This is a genomic window from Epilithonimonas mollis (assembly GCF_900142325.1).
Classification (GTDB): Bacteria; Bacteroidota; Bacteroidia; order Flavobacteriales; family Weeksellaceae; genus Epilithonimonas; species Epilithonimonas mollis.
This window is the reverse complement of sequence record NZ_FRAM01000005.1, coordinates 16,686-42,410: the sequence shown is the minus strand read 5'-3', so window position 1 is coordinate 42,410 and position 25,725 is coordinate 16,686. Positions and strand designations below refer to the sequence as shown.

At 36.0% G+C, this 25,725-nt stretch carries 22 protein-coding genes; 12 read left to right on the top strand and 10 right to left on the bottom strand.

The window, feature by feature from the left end:
• The first annotated feature begins 2 nt into the window (after positions 1–2).
• Entirely contained in the window at positions 3–1,244 is a 1,242-nt protein-coding gene (gene dcm, locus BUA97_RS15945; RefSeq protein WP_073000204.1) for a DNA (cytosine-5-)-methyltransferase, read from the top strand.
• Here dcm and BUA97_RS15940 read toward each other — a convergent pair.
• From BUA97_RS15940 to BUA97_RS15920, 5 genes are all read right to left on the bottom strand, one after another.
• On the bottom strand, positions 1,220–1,984 hold the full coding sequence (locus tag BUA97_RS15940; RefSeq protein WP_073000202.1) for an Eco47II family restriction endonuclease: 765 nt from the start codon (positions 1,982–1,984) through the stop codon (positions 1,220–1,222). The two genes, dcm and BUA97_RS15940, sit on opposite strands and share 25 nt — an antisense overlap.
• 178 nt (positions 1,985–2,162) lie before the next feature.
• Positions 2,163–2,699, bottom strand: a complete 537-nt coding sequence (locus BUA97_RS15935) for a hypothetical protein (protein ID WP_073000200.1) — start codon at positions 2,697–2,699, stop codon at positions 2,163–2,165.
• 67 nt (positions 2,700–2,766) lie between these two features.
• The gene (locus tag BUA97_RS15930; protein ID WP_073000198.1) at positions 2,767–3,306 is read right to left on the bottom strand and encodes a hypothetical protein; all 540 of its coding nucleotides are present in this window, start codon (positions 3,304–3,306) and stop codon (positions 2,767–2,769) included.
• A gap of 213 nt (positions 3,307–3,519) precedes the next feature.
• Positions 3,520–5,952, bottom strand: a complete 2,433-nt coding sequence (locus BUA97_RS15925; protein ID WP_073000195.1) for a DEAD/DEAH box helicase — start codon at positions 5,950–5,952, stop codon at positions 3,520–3,522.
• Positions 5,919–6,830: a Hachiman antiphage defense system protein HamA gene (locus BUA97_RS15920; protein WP_073000193.1), complete on the bottom strand. Its 912-nt coding sequence runs from the start codon at positions 6,828–6,830 to the stop codon at positions 5,919–5,921. The genes BUA97_RS15925 and BUA97_RS15920 overlap by 34 nt, the downstream gene beginning before the upstream one ends.
• A 434-nt stretch (positions 6,831–7,264) precedes the next feature.
• Between BUA97_RS15920 and BUA97_RS15910 the strand changes: the two genes are divergently transcribed.
• On the top strand, positions 7,265–7,813 hold the full coding sequence (locus tag BUA97_RS15910) for a hypothetical protein (protein ID WP_073000191.1): 549 nt from the start codon (positions 7,265–7,267) through the stop codon (positions 7,811–7,813).
• Between the two features lie 140 nt (positions 7,814–7,953).
• On the top strand, positions 7,954–8,250 hold the full coding sequence (locus BUA97_RS15905; protein ID WP_073000188.1) for a helix-turn-helix domain-containing protein: 297 nt from the start codon (positions 7,954–7,956) through the stop codon (positions 8,248–8,250).
• A 565-nt stretch (positions 8,251–8,815) separates the two neighbouring features.
• On the opposite strand, the gene BUA97_RS15900 is transcribed toward BUA97_RS15905, so the two are convergent.
• Entirely contained in the window at positions 8,816–9,112 is a 297-nt protein-coding gene (locus tag BUA97_RS15900) for a helix-turn-helix domain-containing protein (RefSeq protein WP_073000186.1), read from the bottom strand.
• A gap of 649 nt (positions 9,113–9,761) precedes the next feature.
• Between BUA97_RS15900 and BUA97_RS15895 the strand changes: the two genes are divergently transcribed.
• The 3 genes from BUA97_RS15895 to BUA97_RS15885 are packed head-to-tail and all read left to right on the top strand — an operon-like array spanning position 9,762 to position 16,611.
• A complete protein-coding gene (locus BUA97_RS15895) occupies positions 9,762–12,755 on the top strand; it encodes a SusC/RagA family TonB-linked outer membrane protein (RefSeq protein ID WP_073000184.1) in 2,994 nt (997 codons plus the stop codon).
• A 3-nt stretch (positions 12,756–12,758) separates the two neighbouring features.
• Positions 12,759–14,156 (top strand): RagB/SusD family nutrient uptake outer membrane protein, encoded by a 1,398-nt coding sequence (locus BUA97_RS15890; protein ID WP_073000181.1) that lies wholly within the window; start codon positions 12,759–12,761, stop codon positions 14,154–14,156.
• Positions 14,146–16,611, top strand: a complete 2,466-nt coding sequence (locus tag BUA97_RS15885) for an alpha/beta hydrolase family protein (protein ID WP_084081372.1) — start codon at positions 14,146–14,148, stop codon at positions 16,609–16,611. Before BUA97_RS15890 ends, BUA97_RS15885 begins: the two co-directional genes overlap by 11 nt.
• A gap of 51 nt (positions 16,612–16,662) precedes the next feature.
• On the opposite strand, the gene BUA97_RS15880 is transcribed toward BUA97_RS15885, so the two are convergent.
• From BUA97_RS15880 to BUA97_RS15870, 4 genes are read right to left on the bottom strand one after another with little or no spacing between them, the layout of a single operon-like run.
• Entirely contained in the window at positions 16,663–16,923 is a 261-nt protein-coding gene (locus BUA97_RS15880) for a hypothetical protein (protein ID WP_073000178.1), read from the bottom strand.
• Positions 16,924–16,946: 23 nt separating this feature from the next.
• Positions 16,947–18,455: a MauE/DoxX family redox-associated membrane protein gene (locus BUA97_RS15875; RefSeq protein WP_073000367.1), complete on the bottom strand. Its 1,509-nt coding sequence runs from the start codon at positions 18,453–18,455 to the stop codon at positions 16,947–16,949.
• 20 nt (positions 18,456–18,475) lie between these two features.
• Entirely contained in the window at positions 18,476–18,640 is a 165-nt protein-coding gene (locus tag BUA97_RS17190) for a hypothetical protein (RefSeq protein WP_175546216.1), read from the bottom strand.
• A 30-nt stretch (positions 18,641–18,670) separates the two neighbouring features.
• A complete protein-coding gene (locus BUA97_RS15870; RefSeq protein WP_073000176.1) occupies positions 18,671–18,922 on the bottom strand; it encodes a hypothetical protein in 252 nt (83 codons plus the stop codon).
• A 269-nt stretch (positions 18,923–19,191) separates the two neighbouring features.
• Between BUA97_RS15870 and BUA97_RS15865 the strand changes: the two genes are divergently transcribed.
• From BUA97_RS15865 to BUA97_RS15840, 6 genes are all read left to right on the top strand, one after another.
• Positions 19,192–20,901, top strand: a complete 1,710-nt coding sequence (locus BUA97_RS15865) for a helix-turn-helix domain-containing protein (RefSeq protein ID WP_073000173.1) — start codon at positions 19,192–19,194, stop codon at positions 20,899–20,901.
• Positions 20,902–20,950: 49 nt separating this feature from the next.
• Positions 20,951–21,796 carry an RteC domain-containing protein gene (locus BUA97_RS15860; RefSeq protein WP_073000172.1) on the top strand — a complete coding sequence of 282 codons (846 nt, stop codon included), beginning with the start codon at positions 20,951–20,953 and terminating at the stop codon, positions 21,794–21,796.
• Positions 21,797–22,050: 254 nt separating this feature from the next.
• Complete coding sequence (locus tag BUA97_RS15855; protein WP_073000169.1) at positions 22,051–22,308, top strand: DUF3853 family protein; 258 nt, start codon at positions 22,051–22,053, stop codon at positions 22,306–22,308.
• Positions 22,309–22,311: 3 nt separating this feature from the next.
• Positions 22,312–23,022, top strand: coding sequence for a winged helix-turn-helix domain-containing protein (locus tag BUA97_RS15850; protein WP_073000166.1), 711 nt, complete (start codon positions 22,312–22,314; stop codon positions 23,020–23,022).
• Between the two features lie 33 nt (positions 23,023–23,055).
• The gene (locus tag BUA97_RS15845; protein ID WP_073000164.1) at positions 23,056–24,150 is read left to right on the top strand and encodes a hypothetical protein; all 1,095 of its coding nucleotides are present in this window, start codon (positions 23,056–23,058) and stop codon (positions 24,148–24,150) included.
• A gap of 443 nt (positions 24,151–24,593) precedes the next feature.
• Positions 24,594–25,442: a toprim domain-containing protein gene (locus tag BUA97_RS15840; protein WP_073000161.1), complete on the top strand. Its 849-nt coding sequence runs from the start codon at positions 24,594–24,596 to the stop codon at positions 25,440–25,442.
• Positions 25,443–25,725 lie beyond the last annotated feature (283 nt).

Genomic DNA, 25,725 nt, shown 5'->3' with positions numbered 1-25,725 from the left:
TTATGGTTACAAAAGAATATTTGTCGTTGGCAGAAACTGCCGAGATGTTGGGGAAGAACAAAGAAACTCTTAGGCGATGGGATCGTGAAGGGAAGCTGGTTGCTGTAAGGGAGCCTATGAGTAATTACAGGGTGTATAGGCGGGCGGACGTTGAAAAAATATTCAAAGGCTTCATGCAGGAGGGATCCACTAGTGAAAGTAATTATGTTGAAGCTGACAATGACTACAAGGTGTTGGAGCTCTTTGCTGGGGCTGGGGGGCTGGCTGTTGGATTGGAAAAGGCGGGTCTCAAGTGCGTAGCACTAAATGAGATCGATAAGTTTGCCTGCCAGACACTGCGGAACAACCGCCCTAACTGGAGGGTCATGGAAGGCGATATCAAGGATTTCGACTTCATTGAATATAACGGTAAAGTTGATGTTGTTACTGGGGGGTTCCCGTGCCAGGCATTCAGCTATGCTGGCAAAAAGCTAGGCCTTGCTGATGCACGGGGTACGCTGTTCTATGAATTTGCGAGGGTAGTTAAAGAGGTCAACCCGCCTATCTGCATAGGGGAAAATGTTCGTGGCCTGCTGAGCCATGATAACGGCAAGACATTAGAAGGGATGATTTCAATATTGGACGAAATCGGATATAGGGTTGTGCCTGTAGAGGTACTGAAAGCGATAAATTTTAAGGTTCCGCAAAAAAGGGAGAGGTTGATACTTGTTGGCATACGGAAAGACATTAATTTGGATTATCATTACCCAGCCCCCTATAATAAAATATACAACCTTAAGGACGCATTGAAAAAGGGGGAACTTTATGATTCCGATGTCCCGGTGTCAGGTGGCGCTAAATACCCGAAAAGAAAGGCAGAAATCCTTGACCTGGTTCCTCCAAAAGGTTATTGGCGTGACTTGCCATTGGATCTGCAAAAGGAATATATGGGTGGGAGCTTTTTTTTAGGCGGAGGCAAGACAGGCATTGCCCGCAGGATCGGGTGGGACGAGCCCAGCCTGACTTTGACTTGTAGCCCCGCACAGAAGCAGACCGAGCGTTGCCATCCTGATGAAACCAGGCCTTTTACAGTAAGGGAATATGCAAGGATCCAGACATTCCCTGATGATTGGGAATTTGCGGGCTCGCTTGCACAGCAGTACAAGCAGATAGGTAATGCAGTACCAGTTAACCTCGGTACCGAAGTTGGTTATTCAATTATCAAGTTCCTGAACAAGTATTATAGTTTATCAAACCCCAAATAGTAGCTATAGTTATCAAATGTTATTTGGTCAAGAATCGACCTTTTTGATTTATCCGTTTGACTGGTGATTTCTTCCAAGGCAGAATTTTCTTGGACACCCTTATCTGGTCGGGACGAAGACATATAGTCGATTATAGCCTTAGGTAGTGCCTTGAACAATTTGAAAAGGGCATCTTCTTGGCCAGATAATAATGCGTAGAACTTATCCCCTGAGATTCTAAATACTCTGGAGTGACTATACTCCTTTCCATTGATCTCGCCTTTCCAATGCTCATTGAAGCTGTTCTTGGCTAATATTTGAACCCAATAGCAATTTGCCTTTTTATATGTGTCGGCATAGCGAGCTAATTTTTGGAACAATGCTTCAGCGGAACTGCTATTCATTGTGTTGTGCTTGTTCTTGATGTCGGCAAACAAAGTGTCATCATTAGCTTTTATATCGAAGCCGCTTAATTTGCCTACTTCGTAACCTTCGATACCTCCCAATACTTGCTCGTGGAAAGTGCCTATGGAATTGTTAATTGACTTGTCTATTTGTCTCAGGATCTCGGATTGTATCAGGTCTTCCTCATCGATGCCGTTGAACTTGGAGTCGAAAGTCAATTTGATAGTGTCGACCTTGTTCTTGTAGAATGTCTCCTTGGAAATATTGTTCTTTGCCTTTAAGTAGGAATTGTGCAAGTTGTCGATGCACGCCAATAAATGTTCATCCGTGATGAAGTCAACGTATTTGTTTGCCATTAATGATTATTGTTATATTTTGTGGTAAGTTACAAAATTTAATGTTTTTTGATTCAAGTTTTTTATTGATCGAATAAACTTTTGTCTTAATCAAAAATAATATTGTTGAAGATGTTTTTATAGTTAAGAAAAATGATAATTTGCGCTTTTTATTTGTTTACTTGATTAACATCTTTATTTATTTGATAATTTGATTATACTCTGATTCAAACTGGATTTTGGAGTCATCAACAATCCAATGTCTTCCGTTTACATTTCTTTTTACTAATAAATTATTAGTTATTTTTTTTAGTTCTTTTATATCCTCCTTTCTATTCAAATCTGTCTCAGGGAAATTATTGTAGGTATATCCTTTTTTGATTATTGTGAAATCTTTTGTTTGGAAATAACTTATGAGTATTTCTAAGAACTTATATTTTCCAATTCTGGAATCAAATGCGCTTGAGTCGACTAAAATCTGACCGTTCGCTTTTTTTCTAATGTCAAATTTTATGGGTTTACCATAATAATAGTCTAATATTCTAAAATTACCTTCTTTGGCATTTCTCAGGTCATAAGTATAGAATTCGAATTCTTTATCGGTTATACTGTCGACAAGTAAATTCCTATCTTTTTTAATTAGATACTCAGCAATTCCAATTCCGTTGGGTTCGGAGTTTAATATTAATGCTCTCAATAGTAACTTTAAATCAAGTTTGCTAATGTCAAATCTCATGGCTGTACGTTCTTGTATAAATTAGGATTATTTATAATTTTAAATTTTTTCTATTGCAAAAGCCCTTTTAAAATTGTCTTATTTCTTGTTTTCTAAGGGTTCCTTTACTATAATATTCAATTTCGAAATTCCTCTTTTGAATATTTAATATCAAATAAATACCTATATCGTAGCCGCAAACATGTTCAGGTAGAGCGATTCCGTCATTTGACCAAATGTCATCATAGCTTTCTTTAGTTAATGCTCTCAATCTTTTTCTATCACTTATTTTTTCAGAATTTGGCCTTGTAGATTTTTTCATTTCGATTGCAATTAAATTATCTTTAGAAATGATTTCTCCTCGACTATGAATAATTAAATCGCACTGAACTGGAACAATTTCCATTTCGTCGTCAAGAATAGTTTTTACTTGCCCCTCTTGCTTTCTGTTATATTCGGTATCAGCATAATATCCTTCAATTCCATATTTTTTTAAATTTAATTCAATATTAAATCCGAGTCTTGAACACAGATTTCTTTCTGCTACATTATTTAGAATGTTATTTAGGTCATACTCTAAGAATTGTTCAAATGATTCAGTAAAAAGGTTTAATAAATTTTTGTTCATATTGTTTCGTAAAATTTAGGAAGGATTGTTACCCATGTAAAAAGTTCGGTTTGGTGCATTTTTCAGAATTGAATTTCTAAGCAGACTATTATTCATTACATTTACAAAGTTTACAAAACATCTTATTAAGATTAAGTTTAATAGTTTGATTCTTGCAGATGTCGAGTTGTTTAATTCAATTTTTTATTTTTCAAGAAGATATGTGGTGAGTTTTTACTGCGCTATAATATTTCTTACTTTTTCAAAAATTTTCTTTTCATAATTATCAAAGCTATTTCTTATGCTTTTTGCTTGCTCAGGATCTTTTGCATCATAATAAGCCACTATTTTGTTGGGAACTCCATAATCACTGGCAATTTTTGCTTCCTCTGAAAATGCGTTGTATTCAAGCTTAATTAAAAGAATGTCAATGCCAGAAGTTTCCTCTAGTGGTTTGCTTTCAGTTTTTGAAATATAGTATTTATACATTAAGTTGAACACACCTAAATATTTAACAAGTTGATATTTAAATGTGTTATAAATTAACTCCGCTGTTTCTCTCATTGCAGAATCTACACAAATTGAAATTTCATCATTATTAAGGTTAATATTGATTCCTTTCATTTTTTTTCCTGTCTTATCAGATTCTTTTTTTAGTTTACTTTCTAACTCGATTTTCTTTTTAGATATAGTTCTCTCTAAAAAATACTCATAATTACCTTTAAATCCATTTGAAATGTATTTATTTAAGGCGATATATAGAATTGAATATGTTTTTTGATTAAACTTATCCGTAAATGAGTTAGTTATATAATGCTTTAACGCTTCACTCTCAACTTGAGGTAAAATAATATTTAAAACAATTTGAAAACCATCTTTATCTAAGCTCATAGTTGTTGAGTTCAAACTACTTATCAGTTTTTTTATAAGTGATATTTGTGTAGAAGTTAATTGGGAAATGTCTTTATAAATATCTATTTTTTGTCTTTTACTTATAACTTTGAATTGATTGATTATGTGATCTGGAATTTCAAATTGTTCTTGAAGTTTTTTTAACTCTTCAATTTGCTGTTTTGTTCTATCGTCTAAATACTCGGCTTTAGTCATTTCAAATTCTACTTCGTTTTTCGAAGTTTCAATATCATAATTTTTATGTTCTATTGGTTTTCCTTCTTGTTCAATTACTTCTAAAAATTCATTGTCAAGAGTAATAACTCTACCAACATAATGCTCCATAAATCTACCGGCTCTTCCTGCAATATTTTTTGCATCAAATTTTAGTAACGGTTTGATATGTTGACCACCACCTTTTCTGCTTTTATAAACAATCATATTTTTTGCAGTTGTATTTACGCCTTCTGTTATTGTAGTTGTAGCGGATAAAATATTCAAATTGTTTTCAGCTTGATTAAATAAATCAATGATTTCTTTTTGTATGTATTTGGGAACAACACCGTGATGAACACCAATTCCTTTTTTTAATGATTTTATTACAATCCATCTTTCATCAAAAGTAGTTGTTAAGTGATGCAAGAAATCAGAAAAGTTTTCAGTTGAAATTTCTGTTCTTTCGTATTCCCTAGCTACTTTTTCTGCATTTGATTTGGTATTACAATAGATTATTGCGTTCTCATTTTGCAATAAAATTCGGTCAAATAATTCTTGGATCTTGGCTTTTTTTGTTCCTTTTCCTTTTAAATTAACATCAAGAGAATCAAAATTGGTTTGTATTTTAATATCTGCAGAATATTTATTTACTTTTACAATCTCATATTCATTTAGAAGCACTTTTTCAATCTTGAAGTCTTCTAAAAATAAATCAAATGATGGATTGTAGTTTTTTTCGGTTTTTTCAAATACATCAATGTATGGACCCGCAATAAATAAATCAACGTTTACATTTGTGGTCAAGCCAAAGAATAACGACATCCTATAAGCAATATCTCTTTCGTTTTCTTTGCTTTCATCGTCAATAATATAGCTGTTATCAATTTTATAAACTTCATCAACAAAAATAAAATCTACCTCAAGTTCTTTGTTTTTGTCTAGATATGATAAATACCTTTCTGGTGTGAAAATTAATATATTACTTTCTTCTGGATTAATTTCCGAATCACTCAAAGTATGTATTTTGAAATCATTTGACAATTTTATTTTTCCCTCCTTTATCCTTGATAAATTTTCCGATAATAATGCAATGCTCGGAAATATTAGAATTACATTTTTGTAATTCATTTTATTAATTATTTCATAAACCAAGTGGGTTTTCCCAAATGAAGTAGAAGCAGATAGAAAGTAACGATTTAATTTTCCAAGTTTAAAAAGGTCTAAAACTTCCTTTTGATAAAGATGAAGTTTAGAAGTTTCGTTTGTATATAAAGTAGATTCAAAAATTAGAGCTGAGATTACATCTAATTTTACATTTTCTTCATTCTTTAATTGTAGTTTGTCTTCATTAAACTTGTGTAATATGTCATAATAATGAGGTACTCCAACCTTTGACGAGAGATGAATTAAAAAGCGATAATCTGCATCGTCTAATTCTTCACTTTTAATGAAATCAAAATATTCACAAACATTTTCTAAGAATTTATATCTGGGTAATTCTTGATTTTGAAATTGATTTAATGCAATTACGACATCAAGGGTTCTTTGCTGTCTATCCATTCTATAATTTGTTTTTTACATTGTTTAACATCAGATATTGGTAGTAAAATGAAAAATATGGAATAATCAATTCCTATATTTGGAAAACTTGTAGTGTTATATTTTGTATTAATGTGCGTAATTATTTCGTTGATTGAATCATTGTAGCCGTCTTTATGTTGGTCATAGGTTATTAAAATTGGATAGACTAATTTAATGTTATTACTGTTTAATTCATTGACTAAATTTGGAATTAGAGACTTTTCCCATTTGTCTAAAATCTTATAAATTGTACTGTCTTTATCTTGAATATTTCCTTTGCTTTGTAAGATTGTTGTAAAGTTTGTTTCGATTAGATAATCGTTTGATATGGCCTTAGTAATGTTGCTAAAAACGCTATCTACAGCGGAAGTCCCATTTTGATAAAATTTTGTTTCCCCAAACCAAAGTTGTAAATCATCTTCATTTTGAATTAAGTGAAAACAATCATAACCCGTAACTTCAGATTTTTTCTGAATATCATAAAAATATCCTCGGCAAACTAATGTTTCATTATTGTAGAAAATCTTCAATAATGAGTATAATAATGCTTCACCATAGAAGCCTAATTTTAATTTAGCAGTTTCATCGGCTGCTTCATTGAATTTGAATTTTCGCTTAAAAGCATTTTCAAACATTCCTTGATGATGACCTCCTTCAAGTTGATATTGGTCATATGAGTAATACAAAACACTTTCATAAACAATTCTTGATAATTTTACTAAATCATCAATTTTATAACAATTGTCATTTAAGTCATTGTGCGTTATGCAAGATTTTTGATAGTTTAAAGTGTGATTAGGTAAATTGTACTCTAGAAGAATGCTATCAGTAATCAGATTTTGTAAACTTTGTTTCATTTAAGTATTGGAAAATTGTATTAGTTTTACTTTCAAATATACAAAACCTTATAATCAGTTGATTACGGTTTTCCGTAAAAACAAAAAAACTTAATTTTCGTCAGGATTTTTTATTATTTATTTATTTTAAAGGCAAACCATTTCAAAGAATTTTGGATAAGCTAATATTTTAAACTCACAAATTCTCACTATGGTAATTAAACTAATTTGGTAACTTTCGTCTTCTTTAATTCTTCTTACAGTCTTCTTGTCGATATTATTTTCAGTTGTAAGTTGACTATTTATTGTACAGAGAAATAACTCTTTATACCTTACAAATTCAACAATATTTCTATTTTCTATTTTTATCCAATAAAATAAATAACTAAATTTTGTAAAATAATTTGTTTTTTAATTTAAGTTTTACTTAAATTTGCAATAATAAATAAGAAGAAATGAAAAAGAAAAAAACAAAAAGTTATACTCTCAATGAGCATAGACTTGCTCTAACGAAGTATTTTGAGTTAACCCATGAATGGAATTATACCAAAAGTATAATTATTGAGGGTTTCGATATTGACCGAGCAGAATCAACACTGTGTTTAGAAGATTTTAAGAATGTTTATCATAATATTGATTTACTTCGTAATATCTGTGAACTTAGGTTGGTTGTTGAAAAACCAACCATTGACACAGATTATCTTTACGAAGTTCTACAAAAATTGTATGCTTATATAGCAGAACTTACCGAAAAACTTAAAAATCTTGAAAAGATAATCATTTCGATATCAAAAGAAAACATACCATTTTTGAACTTTGATAGAAGAAAATTAATAAGAAATTCAAAGCATAATTTCCGCCACTTTGATGATGAAGATAATTTAGAATTAAATATCAATAAGAACAATCGACAATTTAATTCTAAAAATTTAATCCAATGGACAGAGAACTTAAAGAAAAACTTGAAACAGCTCTTGCAGACCCCAGTATTAGCGATACAGTAAAATCTGCGCTTTCAGAAGCAAGAGATAAATTAGACAGTAGTTTGAGCAAGAAAGAAAAATATGAGATTGCATTAAGCATAATCTCAATTTTGACAAATGTTGCTCAGATTATTTTAAAGTAATAAAAAAATTGAGTCACAATGACAATCGGTGAAGTAATTAAAGATTTATTAAGAAGAAAGAATATTTCACAAAAAGAATTAGCAGGAAGAATCGGTAAAAGTACCACTGCAGTTTCGCAAATCGTAAAAGGTGTATATCAACCTACTCCGGACACCTTGGAGAAAATAGCAAAAGAACTTGATATTCCTGTTGCGATTATTCACTTTCTTACCATATCAGAAGATCAGATTCCAGAAGATAAAAAGGAAATGTATAACTTTTTCGCGCCTACAATGGAAGATTATATTTACAAGATCTTTGCGATGGAAAAATAAATACCTTAATTCAACAAAAAAGCTTCCAATTTTGGAAGCTTTTTTATTTCCAATTTTGCTAAAAGTCAAATTAAAAATTAACATATTTATGGAAAGTTAAAAATATTTAAATCAGAGTGTTATATATATATCGAATACTTTATTTTGATTCCAATATCAAAAACTTCCACAAGGAATTTAATAGGAATCAGAATTTAGAAGTTGCAAGATCATTTTCTTTTTGTCGTAATATTTATTTTTAATTAGCATAGAAAATTGTAAGAAATAAGTCAAAAAAAAAAGACGGAAACCTTAAAATGGAGGTGTTTTTTATGTTTGCCTATTTTTTATCTCGTTGATAAACAAGGGTCAAATTATTCCAAAACTTTTATTGTCTTTATAAAAACACAAATATGAAAGCATTAAAAATCTACAGTATCGTAGCAACCTTCACCATCATCGGATTTTCAATTTAGATTTACTCGTTAAAAAAAGAATTTCGAGAAACAGAAGAAGTTCTAGAGCAATGTTCAGATTGTTACTATAAAGTAATTGGTAGATAAAAATCTCAAGTTTAGTCGCGCTTTTAATCAGGGATATTTATTCCCTTAGCATTTTCAAATTCATTAAAGAATTTTTCTAAGGAGTATTGTTCGTGCCTTAGTATATTATAAATTGTTGACATAGGAACATTATAACCTTCAAGTAATTTCAATTTTGAAATTGTGGAGGAAGTTATTCCACAAAGTTTAGCATATTCATTTTGAGAAATAAGTTCACCTTTTTGATTACGATACTCGCGTAGAAATTTAGCTTCAATAAAATTGCACAAGTGTTTATTTACGAGAGCATTTTTTTTATTTAAAACTTCTTTATCTGGCATATATTGTAATCTTTATCAAAAGAAAAAATTAAAATGAAAAATACTGTTCGTTAAAGCGAATGATTTGAATATTTTTATTATATTTGTAAAATAAGTTATTGAAACGTAACTTTGCGATACTTCAAAGAACAATAGAAGCTATTGCTTAGAATCTCGCCCGAAAACTGGTAATTTTTAACATACGAGAGGATAAGTATTAAGCTCACGACCTAGGCGTGGGCTCTCTTATCTGTATGTAGGGTATACCAGTACCTCAGGGCGGATAATGTAGAGTCCCATGCCGTTTTCTTTTTAATGCAGTTCTGCATTCTACATTGTTTTGTTAAATTCTAAGACGCTTACAACATAGAGTATCTGTTGGATACAATAGGGTGTACAACCTATTGCGGCTTTATAGCTTTCACGGGACACAATTTCATTCATATTAAATGGCTTTCAGGTGCCTTGCGGTTATCTTAGGCGAAATCCTTTACCAAAGGGCACTGCGAAAGTTTTGTTTTCAAATACCTGAATCCAGTAGTAATAAATAAGAAGAAATGAGATAGAATCATCCTCAGCATGAAAAAAGCTCCTCCCATAAGTTTGCAGACCCGGGAAAGAGCTAGAGTTTATTCGAGGATTTTAATAAAATTAAAACCCATACAAAACTATGAAAAAATCCTATTCTAACATAGGAAGCATCGGTCTTGTGTTTATGTTTACGGCAATATGCGGCAACATTAAAGCGCAGACCAAAACAGTGACGGGAACTGTTACTGTCGGAGGGAATCAATCACCGCTTTCGGGAGTTGTGGTCTCTCAGGAAGGCAGTGACCAGGTTACCTTGACCAATTCTAAAGGCATATATCAATTAGAAATAACAGGAGAAAATCCTTCAATCATCTTTCGGCACCCTGAATATGAGGAAAAGAAAATCGCCTTTGACGGAAGGACAATTGTCAATCTCAAGCTGGATCGAAAGGAACAGAGCATTGAGGAAGTGGTTGTCAATGCGGGATATTATAAAGTGCGGGATAAAGAACGTACGGGGAGTATTGCCCGGGTTTCCGCAAAAGAGATCGAGAACCAGCCTGTGACGAATGTACTGGCTTCTGCGCAGGGTAGGATGTCAGGCGTTGCGATCACTCAGAATTCCGGTACTGCCGGTGGTGGGTTTGATATTCAGATCAGAGGTAAAAACAGCCTGAGGTTCGATGGTAATTATCCTTTGATCATTGTTGACGGCGTACCCCTCAATGCGCAATCCAACTCTTTAAGTACTTTATCGAACAATATTCTTTCCAAGGGAGAATCCAGTCCTCTTAATTCTATTAATCCCAATGATATTGAAAGTATGGAAGTTCTTAAGGATGCGGATGCAACGGCAATTTACGGTTCCAGAGGGGCAAATGGCGTTGTGATCGTAACCACTAAAAAGGGGAAAAAGGGAAAATCTCTAGTGGAGTTCAGTGCCATTACTTCTGTATCAAGAACTAATAAGTTGGTAGGAATGGCCAATACTGAGCAGTATCTTCAATTGAGAAGAGATGCCTATGCCAATGATGGAATAACAACCTATCCTGTAACAGCATACGATATCAACGGGAAATGGGACCATAGCAGAAATACGGACTGGTACAGGGAATTCATTGGCAAGACTTTTATGAGCCAGCAGCAACAGCTCGCTTATTCGGGAGGGTCGGAAAATGTCCAGTACTATCTGGGGTTGTCCAATTTGGAGCAGGGTAGTGCTTTTGGTCACGGTTTAAAATACAAACGTTCGGGATTTAATTTTAGCACGGTAATTACCAGTCCCGACAAGAAGTTTAAAATAAGTCCGACCATCTTTTATACGAAGGAAAACAACGATCAGACAGATGCAGACCTTACCCGGCAGATCTTGCTGGCTCCTGATGCCCCCATGCTATATCAGCCTGATGGCAGTCTGAACTGGGAAGGAAATACGTTTACCAATCCTCTGGCAAAACTTGAAAATAAGTATCTGAACGCTATCAGATCATTGGTAACCAACGTTAATGCATCGTATGAGATCTCAGATCATTGGGCTTTAAAATTGAATGCAGGATATACGCAAACGCAGCAAAATGAGTCAAGGATCAATCCGTCTTCGGCTTATAATCCAAGTTTAGGCTATACAAGCAGTATTTCTGCGCGTTACGAAGGATTGGTTTCCAAGACAAGTTGGATCATAGAACCTCAGCTTCACTGGAATACGAAATGGAATAACCATTCTTTCAGCGCATTCCTGGGTTCTACATTTGAGGATAGAAAAAATGATATTGTAAGATTGCAAGCGTCTGATTTTACTTCAAATGAGTTTATCGATAATTTGTCCAATGCCAAGGTTCAGAAGATCGTTGAAGATACCAATATCGACTACCGTTACACTGCCTTCTTTGGACGTTTTAATTACAATTATTCAGGGAAATATATTTTTAATCTTACTGGCAGAAGAGATGGTTCAAGCAGGTTTGGTCCGGATAAAAGATTTGCCAACTTTGGTGCTGTTGGTGCAGCCTGGTTATTTTCTGAAGAACGCTTATTTAAGCAAAACTTAAAATGGCTGAGCTTTGGAAAGCTGAGGGCAAGTTTGGGAACTTCCGGAAGTGACCTGATCGGGGATTATCAGTATTTGAATACGTATACAACCACATCGCAAGCTTATGACGGAACGATAGGGATCTATCCTTCACGATTATTTAATCCTGATTTCAGTTGGGAGAAGACGACGAAGCTTGAATATGCCTTGGAACTTGGATTTCTGAAAGATCGGATCAACCTCTCTGTAGGTTGGTTCAGAAACAGATCGTCCAATCAGTTGGTAGGGATTCCCTTACCTGCCACTACGGGTTTTGCAACGATACAGAGTAATTTTTCTGCTAAAGTTCAGAACTCAGGAACTGAGACGGATCTGAGTATTTCAATTGTCAGGGGACAACATGTGAAATGGAGAATGACCGGAAACTGGACACTTCCAAAGAGCAAGCTTCTCGAATATGATAATTTGCAGTCATCATCATACTCTTCTACCTATGAAGTGGGGAAATCATTAAATATCAAAAAGGTTTATGAGCTCAAAGGGGTAAATCCGACTACAGGATTATTTGAGTTTTCCGATCTAAATGGGGACGGTAAGATAGATTCCAATGATAGAACGAAAGTGGTGGATATTGGTATTAAATATTTCGGGGGAATAGGAAGCCAGGTCTCATATAAAAACTGGTCATTGGATTTTCTGTTTCAATTCGTTAAACAGAGACAGTTTAACCTGGACTACAGTCTGCCCTTATTGGGCTCTATGTCCAACGTTCCAACCTATATGCTGGACTATTGGACTCCTGAAAACCCTGATGCACGTTTTCAAAGACCAAGTACCGGAGCGAATACCAATGCATCCAGGGCTTTTGCGCAGTATCAGGCCAGTGATGCGGTTATTGTAGATGCGTCATTTATAAGACTGAATAATCTACAGATTGGCTACAAAGTTCCTCTGTCGGGAACCTGGATCAATGATTTGACCCTGCAGGTGCATGCACAGAATCTCGTGACTTTCACAAAATACAAGGGCATAGATCCCGAAGTACAAGGGTTATTTCTGCCCTTGGCTAAGACTTTCGCCTTTTCAGCTAATATTAAATTTTAAACAATGAAACATTCATATCACAGTAAAAAGTTTTTTTTAACGTCCATCATCTTATTTTGTAGTTTTTATCTGATCAGTTGTGAGAAGTTTCTTGAAGTGGATGATCCCAACAATCAGATATCCCAGTCTATGGTTTTTAAAGATAAAGGTCTTGCATACGCAGCTTTATCGGATGTTTATACCAATCTGAGAGCCAATACGCTTTTAAATGGTTCTCTGTACGGGGTAGGGACATTAATGGGCTGTTATACGGATGAACTCAATTCTGTAAGTAATCAGTCTCTGGATTTTAAAAGCTTTTTTGATCTTAGTGTCCAGCAGAATACCACAGTTGTCAATACGATCTGGGTCAATGCCTACAAGCAGATCTATGCCGTTAATAATATCATTGAAGGAGTTGGGAAAAGTACAGCCTATCTTGATCAGCAGACCATTGACCAGATTTTGGGTGAAGCTTATTTTATACGCGGGTTCTTACATTTTTACCTGGTCAATCTCTATGGTGATGTTCCGTACATCACGACTACCGATTATCTTCAAAATCAATCTGTCTCAAGGCAGAGTGTGGATAATGTGTATGTTCATATTGAAGAAGATTATCAGAAAGCGGATCAGTACCTGACAGACCAATATCCTACTGCCAACCGTACGAGAATTAACAGGTCAGGAGTCAGGTTGGCATTAGCAAGACTCTACCTATACAAACAGGAATGGGCAAAAGCTAGCTTAATGGCGGATCTGGTTATCCAAAATCCATTGTATACCATGGAGCAGGATATTTCAAAGACGTTTTTAAAAGACAGTAAAAGTGCGATCTGGCAATTTATGCCATTGGAAGCGGGGGTCAATACCTTGGAAGGACAGTATTATATTTTTGTGACCTTGCCCCCGCAAAATGTCGTTTTATCTCAAAATTTACTGGATTCATTTGAACCTGGTGATCAGAGGAAGCAAAAATGGACGAAAACGCTGTCCAATGCAGCAATGAGTTATGCCTATCCGTATAAATATACCCAGAATAATAAAACCTCATCATCCCTAGAGTTTTCAATTGTGTTACGAGTGGAGGAGGCGTATCTCATATCTGCTGAAGCTGAAAATGAACTGGGAAATACTCAAACTGCCATAAACCGGTTAAATCAGTTAAGACAAAGAGCGGGGCTTGCAGGTCTTGGCGGTTTAAGTCAGCAGCAGGTAAGAACGGCCGTGATGGATGAACGCCGGCATGAACTGTTCACTGAGTTCGGACATCGATTCTTTGATCTTAAAAGAAAAGGATTGCTTAATACCTATATGGCAACAGTTAAATCCTCTTGGAAAGATTACATGTCCTTACTACCATTACCTGAAAATGAACTGATCGCAAACCCCTCCCTTAAACCACAGAATAATGGGTATTAGACTTTACGGATTTTTATTCACTTTATTATGCTTTTGGTCCGGAAAGATTTACGGGCAAAAGGTAATGGACGATCAAAAATTCGCTGGGTGGTATAGAATAGTGAATTCAGAGATCAGCAATAATGGTCATTGGAATACCTTTACAAAGATCTTTGACAACTCAGAAAAATCAACGGTTCTGTTGAATGCAATAACCAAAGATACGATCTGCTTTGAAAATGTAGCTAAAAGTTTTCTCAATGATCATTTCTTTGTCGTTCTTCGGTCAGATAATAGCCTGTTGATGATCGACTTAAGGACCAAAGAAAAAAAAGTGATCAGGGATGTGTCTGATTTTAGTTTTAAAGATGATCTTCAATATGGTTTTATCATAACACATTCTAACCGGCTTTTCGGTATAGGAAAGTCTCTGAGGTTATTTAATATTGCAGAAAGGGTGTCAAAAATTCAGACGCTTGATCGTGATATGTCATTGATTCTGGGCAGTGATTTTTCTTTTATGGTTAGTTATAGAACAGGTAAGATCATAACGAGATTTGACGGTATAAGATCGCAAGAGCTCATCAATCACACGCCTGATGCTTCACGTCAATTATCAAAGTTCATGATCAAAGATGATGGAAGACTGAAGGTCTTGTACTACAATTGGAATGGGGAGAAAATATTAGATCGATATATTGACAACAAGTTTAATGATTTTACCGGCTTCGGATTTGGTGACCATTGCATGCTTGTTGCATCAAGGAAAAACAAACCCATTTCCTATAAAGACAGTATCGAAAACTGGTTTGGTAATGACCTTGCTTTAAAACCCAATTTCGATGCGAGAGCAAATAGTGATTTTGAAGCATTATTGCTTGATCTGTCAACCGGGGCACAGATATCTAATGAAAGTGATGCAAAGGTAAGTAATCGTTATCTGATCTTTAATGACCGGTATATTTTAGAGGTGCTGGATTTTGCCAACGGTGATTCGGAAACTGAATTTTTAATTCCTTCCATTAGAATCAGAAACATTAATGATAATCAAGTTGAATTTGAAGTTCAGAAAGCTAAACAGTTTTATCCGGTGGCGGATGGGTCATTGATCTATTTTGAGAATCGGGATTGGTGGATGTATAATCTGTATTCTAAGAAAAAAGAAAATCTGACGAATAGGATCAAAGAAAAATTTTATCGATCTAACAGACAAAATGAAAATAACATCAATCCTGCCGGAGATCTGTTTTTTTCAAATGATATGAGGAAGATCTATCTGACGTCAGTCCATAATTTGTGGGAATATGATCTGAATTCTAAAATTTATAAAAATCTAACCCGATCTTCTGATCCGGACATATCATTCAAGATATTAAATAGATCGGTAGTGACAAGTGCGCCTCTCGGATGGACGAGATATCGGAAGATCAAAGAAAATTATATTTTAATCAAGGTAAGTCATGCAGATGATATTCGAGAGGGACTGTCTGTGTATGACGGTAAGAAACTTGAAATTATTTCGGGCTTGGATTTCTATAAGCTTGATCAATTCGTTTGTTCTAAACATCATATCAGTTTTACTAAAGAAAATGCTAACACGCCTTACATCTTGGAAAACTACAGTGTTATAGAAAAGACTTTGAAAGTTGTTTATGAGTCCAATAAGCTCATGTTTCAGAAAGAAAGATTTCCAAAAGCAGCATTACATGATTTTAATGACCGTGATGGAGATAAGACATATGTAAGCGTGATTTTACCTCCTGACTACGATACGAAGAAAAAGTATCCTGCGATAGTATGTGTCTACGAAAACGAAGCCGCGTCCTACAAGACGTTTTATTTTCCCAGCCTGTTCAACCAGCCCGGATTTAACCGTTCTTTGACTGCAGCAGAAGGTTATATCATTATTTTGCCCAGAATAAAATATGTTATTGATGAACCTGGTGAATCCGCTCTTAGATCGGTCAAAGAGGCAATCGAGACAGTATCTGAATCGTATGGTGTAGATCTTAACAGATTAGGAATTATAGGGGAGTCCTTTGGGGGTTTTGAGACCAACTACATCATTGCGCATTCTGATCTGTTTAAAGCGGCAGTAAGCGGTGCTTCCTTATCAGATATTACAGCTTCTTATTTTTCGGTGAGTAAGACCAACTTTAGACCGAACATCTGGAGATATACAGATCAAAGTTTTAGATTTTCCGGTAATTTTTATGATCATAAAAACGTCTATTATAATAATAATCCGGTCTTTAGTGCCGATAAGATAAATACCCCGCTTTTGCTGTGGGCGGGAAAAGAAGATCGTCACGTTGATTTTGAGCAGAGTATTGCTATGTTTATCGGATTAAGAAGTCTGAATAAACCTGTTGAACTCATGTTGTTTCCACAAGATGGGCATACGCTGATGAGACCTGAAAATCAAAGGAGAGCAACAGAATATTTCTTGAAATGGTTCGATCATTACCTTAAATAGAAACTGGTATACAATTAAGAGCTGCCTTCCGGCAGCTCTTTTTATTATTTGTTATGGTCTGTAAAGTGACTCAGGGCAGCTTGTTCCCTGAAGTTCACGCAAAACGTTGCCGTTACCATCCTGACAGGCAAAAGCTGTAGGAATGGTTGAACATTCAATAAATGTATTGACACATTTTGGATTAGCGGGATCTGAAACATCCAGCATATGTCCGTCTACAATAGCGCTGTTATGCGCTTTGAAACTCTGAGTTGTCAATGCTGCACCTGTAGCTAGTAATCCTATACATACAGGTAAAATGAATTTTTTCATAATAAAGTAATTTTAGTTTTTGCCTACTCTTTTATAGGTTTTGGGCTTTCCCTAGTCAATTGTTTTGATATCACTTGCGCATAGCGGTATCTCACAATTTCGCTTCCGATCAGTGTATAAAAGAACTGATCGGTCGCCAACATTTGGGTCATCTTATTGTCACCGCGGTTTTCGACATAAAAACTTCCCAGATATTCTCTTTTACTGATGTTGTACATATCTACAACACTATTGTTTTTCCAGTGTTTTCTAAGTTCAAATCTTCCGATCAAATTCGATCTATTAAATAAAATGTCTTGCTGAACAGTTGCATATGCATTGACGATCTGTGGTGGTGCTGCCATTTTCTTTATACCATTTTTCATTTCAACCACTTTGATTTTAGGCCTTGAAATTGTATCAATGGTATGATGTATGGCTTTTTGACTTATGGTCTTATCAAAAACATCAAAACGGTTTTTGTAGTAATAGACATAGATCAATGACTCACTAAACGGACTGTACAATAATTGTCCGTCTGTCTCAAAAAGACCATTTCCATCCAATGATGAATCGTCCAATTTTATTCGGTTATCTTCTGAAAGATTTAATAATCCTAATCTATTGGAACCGGTGTTACTGCTTTTGTAACGTAAAGCAATATGATCATTGTCTACATTTTCCAGATCACTGAAATAAGCGTCGTTTACACTAACGATCTTCATTTCTGTTTGCCCTATTAAAGCTTTGTAAATTATAGGAATTTTCCCATCGTATAAAAATATATACGGAGGAGCAACTTTGATCTTCGTACTTGACCACTTGAATGTCTTGTAATTTTCAGGTTTCAGTACATACTGTTCATAAGATTTCAAGTCTTTTGAGAGTGCAATTAGAAGAAATGGTGAGGTATAATTTCCAAGATAGATCTTATCATTATCATGTCCGGCAAAATAAAATGAATTGAATTTCAAGTCATAACTATCTATTTCGACCACGCCATGATGAGGAAAACGCCTGATAAAATTGTTTTCTTTTTTTATCATGTATTCAGAGGTATAATACAATAATACCACCATACCACTACTAAATACCAACATAAAAAGAACTACCGAGATAGTTCTTTTATAATTTTTATTTCTGTCCGTTTCTTCCAGAAAAAAGGAGATAATGGCTAATAAAATACAGCATATGTTGAAAATCAGATGTGTATTCCAATCCATTTTTTCCAATATACCTCCGCATGAACAAGGTATAAATTCACTATAGTTCAAAATAATATAAATGTAGGCTGTAAATGCTGCCATCAGTCCTATTGAGAAGTACAGTCCAATCCTTCTGGTTGTAGGAATGGCTAGTAAGAAAGCAATCGCTATTTCAATAATGATGGTGAAATATGATACAATTCCCGCATAGGTACTTAATAGTGGTGATTGCCCGATCTGTATTTGAAAATTCTCAAAATCTAATATTTTACTGATGCTGGCATAGCAAAATAGCAGTATGAAAAAATAACCGGTACATTCTACAAATCTTGATTTGAAGGTTTTCATTGGTCTGATTTTATTCTGTTTTATCCTTTTCTGATCAATATCCATTTGACATTCTTACCGCAGTAGGCCGGCATGATGTCGCCCTTTGATACGTAAATGATCGTGCTGAGCCTTCCCAGTGTTTCCCATTCGCCGCTGACGGTGCATTTTCGTCCTGTTGCCAGTGTGATCTTCTGATCTTCCATACCGAGGCTTATTTTCAGTGTTTAGTTAAACTACCACACTGAATCGATCGGGACTTTCCAATGTTGCTTGTCATCTTGCGGTTCATCATCGCCAGTATCCTTCTTCGACGCGGAATCCACCTGCACTTCCGGGCTTCTTGCGGATTCGGTGTTGTGTTGATTGCTCTTGTACTGGATGCTGTGCAAGTTGTCCTCAGACATTTCATTATTAGCGGTGGCTCTGTCGCACGATAACATACCAAGTACCGGTGCCAGCATTAAAATTGAGATATACTTTTTCATAGTGGTTTGTAATTTTTGATGTTTTAAAAAAGTTTATCCCGGCCGGGGTCGTTTAGAATTCTGACATCGAAATTAGCGGTACTGATGCCTTGAAAAAAGTGAAGGTGGTAACGATGGATCTTTTAACAGGGAATGATTGGTACATTGTTCCCTGTGTTTTTATGGCTATATGACTGATAATCAAATGTTAATAGGATTTAAAGTTCTGGTAAAGTGAAACAGGTGTTTAATTGTTGATTTTTCAGTAAATTTGAATATATCTCATTGTTATGAACTATCATAATAGCATTTTACTACTGATCTTTAATCTGTTTTGGTGTTTTATTGATGGTCATCAATTCCCGGAACGATCCTATAAGGAAATCGCAGCACTGTTCAATGCCTATCATGAAAATGACGAAAGGGCCTTGATCTTTGTGAACCTGTACATAACTAAAGCAAAGGATGAGAACGATCTTAAAAAACTGATCAGAGGTTATGAAGAGGCGATCTACTACAGTGCACAATCTGAGAGAAAACTGTTATACGCAGACAGTGCCATCATCTCTGCCTTAAGGTCCCGTGATGTTGATCATATTGCAAGGGCTTATCTGGGCAAAGGTATTATCTACTATTATAACCGCAGGCAGTACAAGCCTGCGCTGGAAGAATATCTGATTGCATTCAGGTACTCGAAAAGTTCAGAGGATTTATATCTGAAAAATAAGATCACCTACCATCTCGGAATGGTAAAGAGCTATCTGGGATATTACAGTGAAGCTGCAGCTCATTTTAAAGAGACTGCCAAGTACTTCGGGAAAAAAGCAAAAGAGGACGAAAACATAACGTTGAGAATCAATAACGAGCGAGGTTATTTTAACAGTATCTATAGGCTCAGTACGTGCTACAAGCATTTACGTCTTTACAAACAGGAGGATTCGCTCATCAATATAGGACTGGAGCAGCTTCAAAAAAGGAAAGAATTTTTGCCTGAGCTGGGACTGTTCAGAAAAGGAAAAGGCATTCAACTGCTGAGGCAGGGCAGAACGGATGAAGCTCAGGAACAATTAATCGCATCAAGGGATATTTTAAGCAGCGCACGTGATCAGGCTTCGTTGACAACGGTCTACTTTTATATAGGGAAATTATACTGGTATAAGCGGGACAGAATTGATGCCGTAAACTATTTTAAGAAAGTGGACTCTCTCGTGAATAAATTCTGCTTCATCACGCCTGAGATCAGGTCCAATTACGAATACCTGATCAATGATGCAAAAAGCAATAGAGATAAAGACAGACAGCTGTATTACACCGGACAATTACTGAAAGCGGATTCAATCATCAATGCTGATTTTGCAATGCTTTCTTCCAGGCTCTATCGTGAATATGATACGGATACCTTGATCGAGGAGAAAAACAGGCTTGAAAAAAAACATGATAAAGACCTGGCATTGATCTACATCTCTGTTGGGAGCGGAATGTTATTTTCATCTTATATGATCTGGCGGTCACGAAAAAGGGAAAGAAGACTTACGCAGAAGTATAGTGAATTACTTATTAAATTGAAAGAGTCGGAAAACCAGCAGTCTGTTGGCGGTCTTACAGTGAACAGCGAGGAGAAAAGTCTTTACAGTCACGATATCATTGAAGATATACGAAGCAAATTGAAGGGATTTGAGGATCAAAAACTGTTTCTCAACCAGAATCTTACCATCCCCACGGTAGCAAAAATGCTCGGAAGCAACCGGACGCATCTGTCTTATGTGCTCAATGTTCATATGGGGATTTCGTTCCCCAGCTATATTAAAGAATTACGGATTCGGTATATCACGAAGCTTCTTTTGGAGGACAGCAAATATCTGAACTATAGTATTGATGCCCTGGCGGTAGAGTGCGGGATGACCAACCGGCAAAAATTTTCATCACATTTCCTGGAAATCAATGGAATGAGGCCGATCGATTTTATCAGAAAAAGACAGCAGGAGCTCAGGGATAGTTGATTTTATCTCTTTTTAAGCCGATTTTTACGTGAACATTAAAGGTAAACGTATGAACGGAAAGAATTTTCGAAAAAAGATCGACCAACTTTGGATAGATCTGAATAACAGTGTCGATCAGATCAACAGGAGCAATAACGGCATTGTAAGCTGTGCCGAAGAAATATTGATGGAAACCGATTCGGCAATAAGGCAACTGAAGGAATTGCTGCGCAGTTATCAGTTCGCAGACTGGAGTGAAGAGATCTACTTCTTCAAAACCATCAAACCTAAGTTTATCTCACTTTATATTTATTATGCGAAGGTTTTGTCGATAGAATCTTCGAGGCCTTATTCGGACCCCGAGGTGCTGAAATCATATTATCGGAGTGAAAGAGCCAATCTGCTGCACTTTTATAATGAGCATAAGGATTTTATGACGTACTATCGCCGGAAGTCCACCTATCTTGATAAAAAATACTTTGTACGGTTTAAGTTTGATTTCAAGCTGAAGCTCAGCCCTGAGCTCTACAGCTACGATGAGGAATTTTCAACATCCCATGACCATCTGGTATCCCAGATCCTTGCCAATGATCTGCTGGAACAATTCCTTGCAGCTAAGATAAATTCAGGCGAATACCATGGACATTCTTCTGATGCAATTAAAAGTATTGAATGGACAGCACCCAAAGTGGCATTGACTGAAATGCTGTATGCCCTTCATCTCACAAAATGTTTCAACGGAGGACATGCTGACCTGGCGGAGATTTTCAGATGGGCAGAAAGCTCGATGAATATCAATCTGGGGAACTATCACAAGACGCTGGCCGAATTGCGGTTGCGCAAAACCGACCGAAGTAAGTTTCTTTCATTGCTGCAACAGAACTTTAATCAATATCTTGATGATCTGGACGCGTAATTCATTGTTTTTGACCTGTTTTGTTGGATTTTTTTGTTCTGAATGGCTCTTTTCTTAGCTTTTGTGATGTGATTTTGTCTGAATTGATTACGTTTTGTGTTTCTGTTTTTAAGAGCGTAACTGATAAAGCATTTGTTTGCAGGATAAACACTATAATCTTTCGGTAGTACCGAAAAACTACCGAAAGATACGTTATCAGATTTTGAAACTTTGTCCTGCAATTTTATTAATACACAACAGTTAATCTCACAATTATGGAAAAGAAAAGTATTGATCCTAAGACCCCGATCTGGCAGCTGACCGTTGCTGAATTTCTTGAAGTGTCCAAAAATCTTAATACAGAGAAGAAGTATGAGTACGGGCTTAAAGGCCTTGCAAAGATTCTCGGATGCTCTGTTTCGAAAGCCTCGGAGGTAAAGTCTTCAGGCATACTGGATAAGGCCATCATTCAGAACGGCAATATTATCATTATCGATAAGGAGAAAGCCTTGCAGCTGTTCGGAAAGAAATAAAGGATGTATTATGTTGAGCTCATTAATCGGTTCTGGATATTCAGTGAAAGGGTTAAACCCGGAACCGCTGCTATTTCCCTATATCTGTATCTGCTTAATATCGCAAAAGAAAACGATTCTTATCAGTTCAGGATATCTGATGTTGAAGTAGGGAAAAGGTTGGGCCTTAGCAGGGCAACCATAAAAACAGCCAGGAAAAAGCTTAGGAATTTGGGAGTGGTCCATTATGAGACCTTTAATGGTTTGCCCGCAAGCTACAGGCTGATTCTTAATTACCCAATCGAAGAAGTTAAGTGTGATGAGACAACAAATGATTTCAGACATCCTATTGTTTTTAATAACGAGGACGAAATTCGTTTTCAAAATGAAGTGCAAAATAAGTCAGAGGCTGGTGATACCAATAATAACCAGGACGCAGCGCCCGGATCCCTTGAGCCATTCAGGGAAAAACGAATGGTACCGGATCTCCAGAAATTTTTAGAGTACGCCCGGTCACTGGATGCCTACAGCCCGGAACTCGATGAGTTAATCATCGCTAAGTACTCAGGCTGGTTGGTCAATGACTGGAAAAGCGACTCGGGAAGGGTCATTACCAATTGGCATACATCGCTCAAAAATGTATTGCCGTTTCTTAAAACGGGAGTGAAAGATTCTCAGCTGTCGATTGACAAGATACCCGATATCCGGCATCCGAAAGAAAACCCTGGATTGTAAGTGTTGTCAGAATGATTAAAATATAAGAAGTATATGACATTCCCTCAGAAGGACCGAAGACTTGTTAGAAAAGAATTTATAGCGAGGACAGGGAAGGAGCCGGAAAGAATCAGGCTGGGCAATGGTTTTGTAGATGATTTTATATTCGAGGATCAGGAAGCAGCTGATATTCCGATCAATGCATTGCGTGTCATATTCAATATCATTGCGACCATCAGCAGTGAGCAGTTCCGGCCTGAAGACCGTCCGCAGCAGCTGTCCTTGTTCGACGAAGAATTTGAGACCGATAATAACGTTTTTGCCGTTATGAAAATCAAAAACCATAAAATCTCACCCAGCGGTTCCACTAGGCAGGTTATCGATGCCTACGAATTTCTGGCCAGGTTCAGGATGGGCTGGTACCGATCGGTCAATTCCCGGGGAAAGGAGATTCGAACATTTGGTGGTCTTATCTCAACACCAAGCTATGAGCACCGCGGCTATACCAGTTTTTTGATCAGCAGCTACTGGCTAAAAAAGCTGATGGTCATTCCAGAATATAATTATGTGCTGTATAATCTGGTGTACAACATCAGGAATAACAAGCACATCATCTTTGCCATCTGGCTGTCAAAAATTCCACCGACCGGGACAGCTCTGAAGCTCTCCACATTGAACAGAAAGTTCGGACTCAACTACAAAACGGCTAACGACCTGTGCTTTAAATTTCTGAAGCCCGCCAGATCGAACCTTGACCGGTATAATAGTTTATCATTTCACTTTAAGTATAAAGGGGATATGATCTCGATCATACCATATGCAACGGATGCTGTTCCTGAAAAAAGGATGGAACCCGATAAGTCGCCAATTGACATTACGAGACGGCTAAGGTATTTCAGGAAAAGATATGGCTTACGGGAGGATGAAATGCTCCAGTTTTCCTACCAGTATAGAAATATTCTACAGACACGCGAGCTGATTGAAAAGGCATTCAGGGAATTGATCCGAACGTCCAGATTAAAAGGAAAAAGTTCTACCGAATTCCGAGGCAGGGGATTTTTGATAGAAATCCAGGAGAATATGATTAAACTCTACCGTGAAAGCAAGATTGGAAAACTGCTTCCGAATGGCTATCCGGTGATCCTGTGAATTCGGATTGGTACTCATCCGTATTTCGGAATTGTACTGATTTGAAATTCGGAATGGCGCTCGCTGAAGTTAATGAGATGTTAAAGGGATATGTATTTATGGATATGATCTCGGAATTGGAGTCATTCCTGAAAGTCTGATAAGCTTGCCGATTGTTATTACACCTCAATATTGTAGATAACGTACTCATCTGAAAAATTGATTGTAATTGCAAACGGATTTGCACTCATTTCAAAAAAGCTGCTTTTTCGGATTTGCACTTATTGTCATTTCGGAAATGAACTGATCTCTGTATCGGACTTGGACTCATTCCGAAAATCATCCAAACGGTTTCTAAGATTGCAGTATACAAAATTCCTAAAAGTAGAGTGAAAAGATTAAAAAGTTATTTTTTGTTTAAAAGAAATTGGTAAGAGAAATGTGCTTTAAAAAAGAAAAAAAAAATGAATTGCAAAAAAATCAAACAACATTTCAGCATCCGGTCGGTGTTGGAATCATTCAGTCTTTTTCCTGTAAGAGAAAACTGCAGAACCGCTTTCTACTTTGCGCTGGACAGGGAAGAAAAGGTTCCCAGTCTTTGCGTGGATTTTATTGAGAATATCGCTTTTGATTTCGGAACGGGGAAGAGTTACGATGTAATTTCTGTTGTGCAGCAAATTAAGAAATGCTCCGTTGCGGAAGCATTGAAATACCTTTCATCGTTTAATTTTCGGGTTAGTATTCAGACTTTTGCTGAACAAATACAACCTGAAACTTCTTACAGAATATTAAAAGTCAATGATGTCAGGCACCCCGCATTGATTCAGTACCTGGATTCAAGAAAAGTTTCTGAGCAAAAAAAATGGATTAGGGAGGTGCATTATGAACTTAATGGAAGGAAATATTTCGGGATCGGATTTAAAAACGATTCCGGTGGTTTTGAAATAAGGAATAAGTATACCAAACTCTGCTTGGGTTCTAAAGATGTTACTTGGATCAACAATTCAAATAATATGAATAATGAGGTGGCTGTTTTCGAAGGCTTCTTTGACTATCTTAGCTTTCGCAATGTTGAAAGTCAGTTTAATTTGACCTGCGACTGTTTGGTTTTAAATTCTACAGCAATGTTTTTCAAAGTGGAAAAGGTATTAAAAGAATACCATAAAATCTTGCTCTTTCTGGACAATGATGACAACGGAAAGTTTGTCGCATCAAAAATTAAAAAAGAATATGATGATGTAGGGGATTGTTCTATACTGTACCATGATTTTAAAGATATGAATGACTGGTTTGCACAAGATATAGCAGATTAATTCCTAGGTTTATTTTGCTTCAGTAATTCGATAGTTTTATGAGATTTTAAAAGTGATTCGATATCATCACTTTATTTTTTGATTTATTTTCTCAAAATCTCATATCGCGGGTTTGCAAGCCGCGAGAGCTAGAGGTAGATTGAGACCAATGGTGTATACTCGAGAAACAATTTCTAAACTGTTACTTCTCCGGACTATTTATAAAGATGTCAGTAAACGTCCGGAAGAAATAAAACATTTGGATTAACAAGAACAACATTTTACAGGTATACTAAAATTCTTG

What these genes read in the sequence shown, in the direction of transcription:
- BUA97_RS15850 (WP_073000166.1), top strand. Translation starts at nt 22,312, where the DNA reads ATGTATTATGTTGAGCTCATTAATCGGTTCTGGATATTCAGTGAAAGG.
- BUA97_RS15870 (WP_073000176.1), bottom strand. Translation starts at nt 18,922, where the DNA reads ATGAAAAAGTATATCTCAATTTTAATGCTGGCACCGGTACTTGGTATG.
- BUA97_RS15880 (WP_073000178.1), bottom strand. Translation starts at nt 16,923, where the DNA reads ATGAAAAAATTCATTTTACCTGTATGTATAGGATTACTAGCTACAGGT.
- BUA97_RS15875 (WP_073000367.1), bottom strand. Translation starts at nt 18,455, where the DNA reads ATGAAAACCTTCAAATCAAGATTTGTAGAATGTACCGGTTATTTTTTC.
- BUA97_RS15925 (WP_073000195.1), bottom strand. Translation starts at nt 5,952, where the DNA reads ATGGATAGACAGCAAAGAACCCTTGATGTCGTAATTGCATTAAATCAA.
- BUA97_RS15860 (WP_073000172.1), top strand. Translation starts at nt 20,951, where the DNA reads ATGAACGGAAAGAATTTTCGAAAAAAGATCGACCAACTTTGGATAGAT.
- BUA97_RS15940 (WP_073000202.1), bottom strand. Translation starts at nt 1,984, where the DNA reads ATGGCAAACAAATACGTTGACTTCATCACGGATGAACATTTATTGGCG.
- BUA97_RS15900 (WP_073000186.1), bottom strand. Translation starts at nt 9,112, where the DNA reads ATGCCAGATAAAGAAGTTTTAAATAAAAAAAATGCTCTCGTAAATAAA.
- BUA97_RS15930 (WP_073000198.1), bottom strand. Translation starts at nt 3,306, where the DNA reads ATGAACAAAAATTTATTAAACCTTTTTACTGAATCATTTGAACAATTC.
- BUA97_RS15855 (WP_073000169.1), top strand. Translation starts at nt 22,051, where the DNA reads ATGGAAAAGAAAAGTATTGATCCTAAGACCCCGATCTGGCAGCTGACC.
- BUA97_RS15920 (WP_073000193.1), bottom strand. Translation starts at nt 6,830, where the DNA reads ATGAAACAAAGTTTACAAAATCTGATTACTGATAGCATTCTTCTAGAG.
- BUA97_RS15890 (WP_073000181.1), top strand. Translation starts at nt 12,759, where the DNA reads ATGAAACATTCATATCACAGTAAAAAGTTTTTTTTAACGTCCATCATC.
- BUA97_RS15885 (WP_084081372.1), top strand. Translation starts at nt 14,146, where the DNA reads ATGGGTATTAGACTTTACGGATTTTTATTCACTTTATTATGCTTTTGG.
- BUA97_RS15895 (WP_073000184.1), top strand. Translation starts at nt 9,762, where the DNA reads ATGAAAAAATCCTATTCTAACATAGGAAGCATCGGTCTTGTGTTTATG.
- BUA97_RS17190 (WP_175546216.1), bottom strand. Translation starts at nt 18,640, where the DNA reads ATGGAAGATCAGAAGATCACACTGGCAACAGGACGAAAATGCACCGTC.
- BUA97_RS15865 (WP_073000173.1), top strand. Translation starts at nt 19,192, where the DNA reads ATGAACTATCATAATAGCATTTTACTACTGATCTTTAATCTGTTTTGG.
- dcm (WP_073000204.1), top strand. Translation starts at nt 3, where the DNA reads ATGGTTACAAAAGAATATTTGTCGTTGGCAGAAACTGCCGAGATGTTG.
- BUA97_RS15905 (WP_073000188.1), top strand. Translation starts at nt 7,954, where the DNA reads ATGACAATCGGTGAAGTAATTAAAGATTTATTAAGAAGAAAGAATATT.
- BUA97_RS15935 (WP_073000200.1), bottom strand. Translation starts at nt 2,699, where the DNA reads ATGAGATTTGACATTAGCAAACTTGATTTAAAGTTACTATTGAGAGCA.
- BUA97_RS15910 (WP_073000191.1), top strand. Translation starts at nt 7,265, where the DNA reads ATGAAAAAGAAAAAAACAAAAAGTTATACTCTCAATGAGCATAGACTT.
- BUA97_RS15845 (WP_073000164.1), top strand. Translation starts at nt 23,056, where the DNA reads ATGACATTCCCTCAGAAGGACCGAAGACTTGTTAGAAAAGAATTTATA.
- BUA97_RS15840 (WP_073000161.1), top strand. Translation starts at nt 24,594, where the DNA reads ATGAATTGCAAAAAAATCAAACAACATTTCAGCATCCGGTCGGTGTTG.